Below are 6,000 nucleotides of genomic sequence, written 5' to 3' on the forward strand. Positions count from 1 at the left end.
CACCCATGGCTTGGCGCGACGGCAGACGCGCCACGATTGTTTGGTCTGCTGCTGGTGACGTTGCACGCCTGGCTATCATCGTGTGGGCGTCCACACAGCGACACTGCTACAAACGCGCGTTGCTGCAACACTAAAACACCACACGTCAGCAGGCATCCACGCAGCGACGCCCCTACAAACCTGGTCTTTGCCTCCGCGATGGGTATAATCTGCCGCCGCAGGTTATGATCCCAGAACATCAAATTATCCACATCGGAGTGACCAAGCTGCGGCGCTATGTTCACAAGCTTCGGACACAGCCAGCGCGCGAGCAGCGGCATCAACAAGAGCACGTAGAAACGGTTGAGCAAATCTTCAGGCGGCTGGTTGTATTGACCACCAATCTGGCGCATCACATGGTGGGCCGATTGCGCTTGCCGGTGCCTGACGACTCGACAGAGGTCTTCCATGTGCTCGGACGAGCCGGTGTGCTCCCAACAGATTTAGCTGAACGATTATCTGGCGTCGCTTTGCTACGGGCAGAGCTGGCGCACGGTTACTGCCAGATTGAGAGCGAAAAGATTGATAGCTGGGTGCCACAGCGGCTTGATGATTTCCTTGCCTTCGCCGATTGCACAGCCAAAACGCTTTTGTCAGAATGATGAGCGGACGGGATATTGAACGCTCATGGACGCAGCTCAGCTCAGATCGTCAGCCGAACCGCTGGTCGTAATCGTGGGCCGGCCTAATGTCGGCAAATCCACGTTGTTTAATCGTCTGGTTGGCATGCGTCGCGCGATTGTCGGCGATGAGCCGGGCATTACACGCGACCGCATTCATGGCCATGCTGAGTGGAATGGCCGGACGTTTGAGGTCGTAGATACCGGCGGCATCATTCCCGATGAGGATGCTGAAATTCCGGCGGCGATCTTGCGGCAAGCTCGCGTGGCTATCGAAGCGGCGCAGGCAGTCTTGCTGATCGTTGACGTGCGCCAGGGTGTTACGCCCGTAGACCGCGAGCTGGCTCGGCTCTTGCACAAAATGGATCGGCCTGTCATTGTCATTGCCAACAAAGCCGACCACAGCGCCTTGCAGATGCAGGCCGAAGAATTCCGCCAGCTCGGCTTCGATCAGCTCTTCGCCATCTCGGCAGAACACGGAACTAATGTCGGGGATATGCTCGATGCCTTGATGGAGATTCTCCAGTTGACGAAACCGGCCGAGCCATCAGCCGTCCAACCCGAAATTAAATTGGCCATCATTGGTCGGCCCAATGTCGGCAAGTCTACCTTAGTGAATCAACTGTTGGGGGCCGAGCGTGTCATCGTCTCAGCCCAGCCAGGCACGACCCGCGACGCTGTGGATACAACCATGAGCATGGGTGATACGCGATTTCGCATCATTGATACGGCCGGCATCCGCCGGCGCTCGCGCGTCAATCTCAAGGCCGAGCAGATCGCTGTGATGATGGCCCGCCGTCACATCGAACGAGCCGATGTAGCCGTGCTTCTGATTGACGCCGTCGAGGGCGTGACCACGCATGACGCGCGCATCGCCGGATTCACGCAAGCAGCCGGCAAGTCACTGATCATTGCTGTCAACAAATGGGACCTGGTTGAAAAGAAATCAGAGGCGGCTGCCGCTTTTGAATCGGCCATCCGCGCGCGGTTGAAGTTCCTTGAGTACGCTCCGATTCTGTTTATCTCAGCGCTCTCTGGTCAACGCACCAACAAGGTACTGGAGCTGGCTACCAAAGCTTACGCGGCACGGCATCAGCGTATCAGCACCGCTGAGTTGAATCGGTTTTTCCTGCGCTATTTGAAGGAGCCGCGCGTGTTGCCCGAAAGTTTCAAGATCAACTACATCACACAGGCGGCGGTTGATCCACCGACGTTCGTCATTTTCACCAACAGCCGCAGGCAAAGACTGCCGCTTTCTTTGGAACGCTATGTGATCAACCGCTTGCGTGAGGCTTATGAATTCTTCGCCACGCCGATTTGCGTCAAACATCGGCCCAAGACGACAACCTAGCATGACGCCGTGTTGCTTGAGCTTCAGGTATAGCTGCTCGGCAGGTTTTTCGACCGGCGCCATGAAGGCTACATCAACAGGGTTATACCAATCGCCGAGGGAAAGAGCACGTTCAATGGAGCTAAAGGGAGCCAAAAAGCACGGCGGGACCTGAACTGACTGAGCGGCAATCTGCAATCTTCACTCGGCATTGACGCCGCAGCGGCAACCGCCCACGCTAGGGTAGCCGGTCGTGCAGCGTCCGGCTATCATCGTGTGGGCGTCCACACAACGACGCCCCTACAAACGCGCGTCACCGCAACACAAAACACCACACGTCAGTGGGCAGTCCCACAGCGACGCCCTTACAAAGAACGTGCTCTTTCCCTCCGACTTGGTATGAGATTAAGTAACCCTCAGGTCAAATTCAATGAGCAGCGGAGGTCTATAGACTCACACAGGAGCGTGCTAAAATGGCATGGCTGATTCGATAGCCCTGAAGTGGAGGAAGCAGATGGCTGTGGAAATCGCGCCACGAATTACGGTAGATAAGAAAGTTCGCTTTGGACGCCCGGTGATTAAAGGCACTCGCGTCCCGGTCACCGTTGTCCTGGAGGAGTTGGCTGCCGGACTGTCCACCGACGAGATTGTCAACGAGTATGGCATCACGCCCGAAGACGTGCAGGCCGTTCTGCGATACGCAGCGAAGGTCGTCGGCGAAGAAGAGATCCACCAGCAATTGCCGGTTGAAGGTAGAGAGAGGCAACTCTGAAGAGTGTGAAAAGAAGAGAGAGGTTTAAGACACAGTCACACTGAGCCGCTCACGGGCTCACCGATGAGTTGGATTGTGGGGTGTATCTGCTTGGTATCGCCTCCTTGACGGGCGTCGGTGGGACGCTGTCGGGCTGAGATGGTTCAAAAACGGCCGCCTCTGACTGGCCCCGGGCGCGGGCCCGTCGGCATCACGACTGGCACCCTCATCGGCCAGATAGGTTAACAACGGGTCCGGCCAACTCTCCACCAACACCAGTCGCATGGTGGCCCGCAGGGCATTCCACAACTGGCGGCGCGAGTCCTGCGCCCGGCACTGCTGATAGGGGCGGTCGCCCATCTCCAAGATGGCATGAGCCACGAACGCCACTAGAGTAAGCAGGTAAAAGACCATCCTCAAGGTCTGCTGCCCATGCCCATAGTTGTGCTCCAACTGATAGCCGTGGTTCTTATGCACCTTGAACTGCTCGTTTTCGATCTTCCATTTGGAGCGCCCAATCTGCACGATCACCGCCACATTCCCTTGCTCCACCTCCGGCTCGGTGACCCAGCTATTGTGGTACACCACCTTCCCCGGTTGGTTCGTTTCCCACACCTGGACGAACGTGACCCAGGTGGCGAGCGCCGCCGACAGCGACACCTGCCGCCCGATCCGGTCTTGGACATATCGCCCCTGGCAGGCGGGCCCCTGGTGCCACGAGCCGTGCGCCGCGCCGCCGGCCCGCTCCACCACCTGTAACACACTCAAACAGGTGTTGGTGCAACGCCGGTTTGGCCACCAGCACAAACGGCAGACGGTTCTCCCTCAACTGTTGCCCAGCCGGCTCGTGGGCCTACAGGTCATCTCCATTAGCCGGGCCTTCATCTGCCGATGCTTCAGCCGAAAGCGCTCAATCAGCCGCTTCCCGGCATTGATCTCGCCGTCCTGTTTCATCTTGCCATCGCTGTTGTGCCCCGCTTCCACATCGGTGGGCAACACCCGATGTGATCCAGCCCGCACCAGCGTCGCTCTCACCACCGTGTGGCTGTAATGCACCGTCCCCCTGGGCGTCGGTCCGCCGCAACCAGCCGGCACATTCAATCGTTCTCCAGTGAAAGTACTCACGGCCATCCAACACCACCGTGGAGTCATCGCCCTGCTGTTGCCCACTCGGCACTTGAATCTTGAACTGATGCGCCCAACCCGCCCGTCGCACCCCTTCAACCAACTCCGGCCGCAGCCGACGCACCGGCTGCTGCCGGCACCCCATCCAAAATCTCCCGCATCTGGGTCTCCGATAGCACATCCTTGACCTTGAAGATGGTCGCCCGATTACACCGCTCCCGCTCCTGCTTCATCACCCGCTGAAACGGCAATGGGATGTTGGAAGAACCTCAGGGCAAACCCACTCATCAACGTCTCGTGCCACACGTAATCAACCAACCGCTCTGCCCGCGGGTCAGAAATCTGGGCGAAGGCGTCTGACCGTCGGCCAATCATCCCGTCCAAGCTCATGCTCTTGAGTGGTCGCCTAGGCCCCAGCGTGTATCCAAGCGCAAAAACTCTGGCTACCTCCCAGCCTATTTTTCGGGGTTTACAGCTCTACTGGGAATTGCTGCCCGCAATTGGTATCACTTGACGGTTGGCGGGATATTCGTTAGAGTCCCTCAAGGCAGAAAGGGAGCAAAGAGGAGAGATTGGGTAAGGGGGAGATCCTGATTGCGATGAAGATTGACCGCTGGAAGAAAGCGGCTCTCTGGCGACCAAAGACGAGTTACCCGGATAGGTGGCGCAGGGACGCACGGTCGTGGAGGCAATGGAGATCGCCCAAGATGTGGCACGGAAACGGACTGAGTCGGGCGTCCAACACGGGGGTTCGGGACCCACAGAAATGACGAGATGAGTGGATCGGGTTGTGTTAAAAAGAAAACCGGAGCGGAGCTAGCCCGACCGCCCCGGGGACTTCGAGGGCTAGGAAGGACTGTCCATGGAAATACCCAGAAAGATCGTTTTGGATGAAAGCAACAAGCCTATAGCAGTGCAAATTGACATAGAGACGTTTGCCAAGATAGAACAGGCGCTAGAGGATTATGCCCTCGGTCAGTTGATTGCTGAGGTGGAGGCAGACGAATCACTTGATCTTGAGGCGGCAAAGGCGTATTACGAACAGTTGCCTGAAGAAGAATAATGTGGCGCGTCACCTATAAGAAAGTGTTTTTGCAAGAAATGAAAAAGCTGCCGAAGGATATCCGAGACAAGGTAGAGGAATTTGCGTTTGCCACCCTTCCTACGATAGGCAACTCTCTCGCTCTACCTGAGATCAGGAAACTCACGGGATATCGAGAGTAGTATAGAGTCCGGGTGGGTGACTATCGCATTGGTCTGCGGATTGACCAACAGGCACAGGTAGTAGAATGTTGTCGTGTCAAGCATCGGAGAGATATCTATCGCTTCTTTCCATAACAAAAGACATCATCAGGCGGTGCAACAAGACGTTCTTTTGGGGGATTTCCCGTGTCTGAGAATAGCTTTAGCGAAGCGGAACTCAAATTTGCCTACAAGCATTCATCCAATTGACAAAGAAACGATGCGCTGGCTGCGGCAATTTCCACTAGTGGCGATCACTAACTACAAAAAAGCTTCGGCTCTGCTCCGGCGGTTGACCGAAGTCCGAAATCAGAAAGCCCCCATTCCACACTCCGCCACAGTCGGTATCACTTGACGGTTGGCGGGACATTCGTTAGAGTCCCTCAAAACTGAAAGGCAGCAAAGAGGAGAGTTTGGGCGAGGGTGGAGATTCTGATTGCGATGAAGATGAACCGCTGAAAGAAGGCGGCTCTCTGGCGACCAAAGACGAGCTACCCGGATAGGTGGCGCAGGAACGCACGGTCGTGGAGGCAATGGAGATCGCCCAAGACGTGACGCGCAAACTGTAACAAGCGATGTTATATTGTGGAGGAGGTCAAGCGATTGATGGAGAAGAAGCATGAGACATCGTCAGAGATCATTAATTCAATGGAGCGACTCCATAGGGAACCAGACATCTTCCTGAGAGTAATCGTTCCAAATTTAGTGCTTGAGGGAGAGAGGTTCCTCTGGCAAGCTGTAATACTTTTAAGGAAAATGCTTGCCGGAGGAAGCCAAATGCAGCGATATATTATTCCCATTGTAAAGGAAGAAGCGCAAGTGGATCGGCGATGTCCCACCTGTCAGAGAGCGAGCGGGCATATCCATCAGCGAGAGGAGCGAGGGGTGGTGGA

The 6,000-nt window shown here is 56.2% G+C and carries 7 protein-coding genes; 4 read left to right on the forward strand and 3 right to left on the reverse strand.

Going from position 1 to position 6,000, the window contains the following annotated elements; all coding sequences use genetic code 11:
• The first annotated feature begins 224 nt into the window (after positions 1–224).
• The 3 genes from NZ823_08095 to NZ823_08105 all read left to right on the forward strand — a co-directional run bounded on the left by NZ823_08095 (position 225) and on the right by NZ823_08105 (position 2,761).
• Positions 225–641: a DUF86 domain-containing protein gene (locus NZ823_08095; protein ID MCS6805088.1), complete on the forward strand. Its 417-nt coding sequence runs from the start codon at positions 225–227 to the stop codon at positions 639–641.
• Between the two features lie 25 nt (positions 642–666).
• Positions 667–2,010: a ribosome biogenesis GTPase Der gene (gene der / locus NZ823_08100; protein ID MCS6805089.1), complete on the forward strand. Its 1,344-nt coding sequence runs from the start codon at positions 667–669 to the stop codon at positions 2,008–2,010.
• Positions 2,011–2,503: 493 nt separating this feature from the next.
• Positions 2,504–2,761: a DUF433 domain-containing protein gene (locus tag NZ823_08105; protein ID MCS6805090.1), complete on the forward strand. Its 258-nt coding sequence runs from the start codon at positions 2,504–2,506 to the stop codon at positions 2,759–2,761.
• 57 nt (positions 2,762–2,818) lie between these two features.
• On the opposite strand, the gene NZ823_08110 is transcribed toward NZ823_08105, so the two are convergent.
• The 3 genes from NZ823_08110 to NZ823_08120 form a co-directional block, all read right to left on the reverse strand.
• A complete protein-coding gene (locus NZ823_08110) occupies positions 2,819–3,508 on the reverse strand; it encodes a hypothetical protein (GenBank protein ID MCS6805091.1) in 690 nt (229 codons plus the stop codon).
• 57 nt (positions 3,509–3,565) lie between these two features.
• The gene (locus tag NZ823_08115) at positions 3,566–3,871 is read right to left on the reverse strand and encodes a hypothetical protein (GenBank protein ID MCS6805092.1); all 306 of its coding nucleotides are present in this window, start codon (positions 3,869–3,871) and stop codon (positions 3,566–3,568) included.
• Positions 3,872–3,960: 89 nt separating this feature from the next.
• The gene (locus NZ823_08120) at positions 3,961–4,098 is read right to left on the reverse strand and encodes a hypothetical protein (GenBank protein ID MCS6805093.1); all 138 of its coding nucleotides are present in this window, start codon (positions 4,096–4,098) and stop codon (positions 3,961–3,963) included.
• A 629-nt stretch (positions 4,099–4,727) separates the two neighbouring features.
• Between NZ823_08120 and NZ823_08125 the strand changes: the two genes are divergently transcribed.
• A complete protein-coding gene (locus NZ823_08125) occupies positions 4,728–4,928 on the forward strand; it encodes a hypothetical protein (protein ID MCS6805094.1) in 201 nt (66 codons plus the stop codon).
• The last annotated feature ends 1,072 nt before the right edge of the window (positions 4,929–6,000 follow it).

This window comes from Blastocatellia bacterium (genome assembly GCA_025054955.1).
In the GTDB taxonomy this organism is placed as follows: Bacteria; Acidobacteriota; Blastocatellia; order HR10; family J050; genus JANWZE01.

What these genes read in the sequence shown, in the direction of transcription:
- NZ823_08095 (MCS6805088.1), top strand. Translation starts at nt 225, where the DNA reads ATGATCCCAGAACATCAAATTATCCACATCGGAGTGACCAAGCTGCGG.
- der (MCS6805089.1), top strand. Translation starts at nt 667, where the DNA reads ATGGACGCAGCTCAGCTCAGATCGTCAGCCGAACCGCTGGTCGTAATC.
- NZ823_08120 (MCS6805093.1), bottom strand. Translation starts at nt 4,098, where the DNA reads ATGAAGCAGGAGCGGGAGCGGTGTAATCGGGCGACCATCTTCAAGGTC.
- NZ823_08115 (MCS6805092.1), bottom strand. Translation starts at nt 3,871, where the DNA reads ATGGCCGTGAGTACTTTCACTGGAGAACGATTGAATGTGCCGGCTGGT.
- NZ823_08125 (MCS6805094.1), top strand. Translation starts at nt 4,728, where the DNA reads ATGGAAATACCCAGAAAGATCGTTTTGGATGAAAGCAACAAGCCTATA.
- NZ823_08105 (MCS6805090.1), top strand. Translation starts at nt 2,504, where the DNA reads ATGGCTGTGGAAATCGCGCCACGAATTACGGTAGATAAGAAAGTTCGC.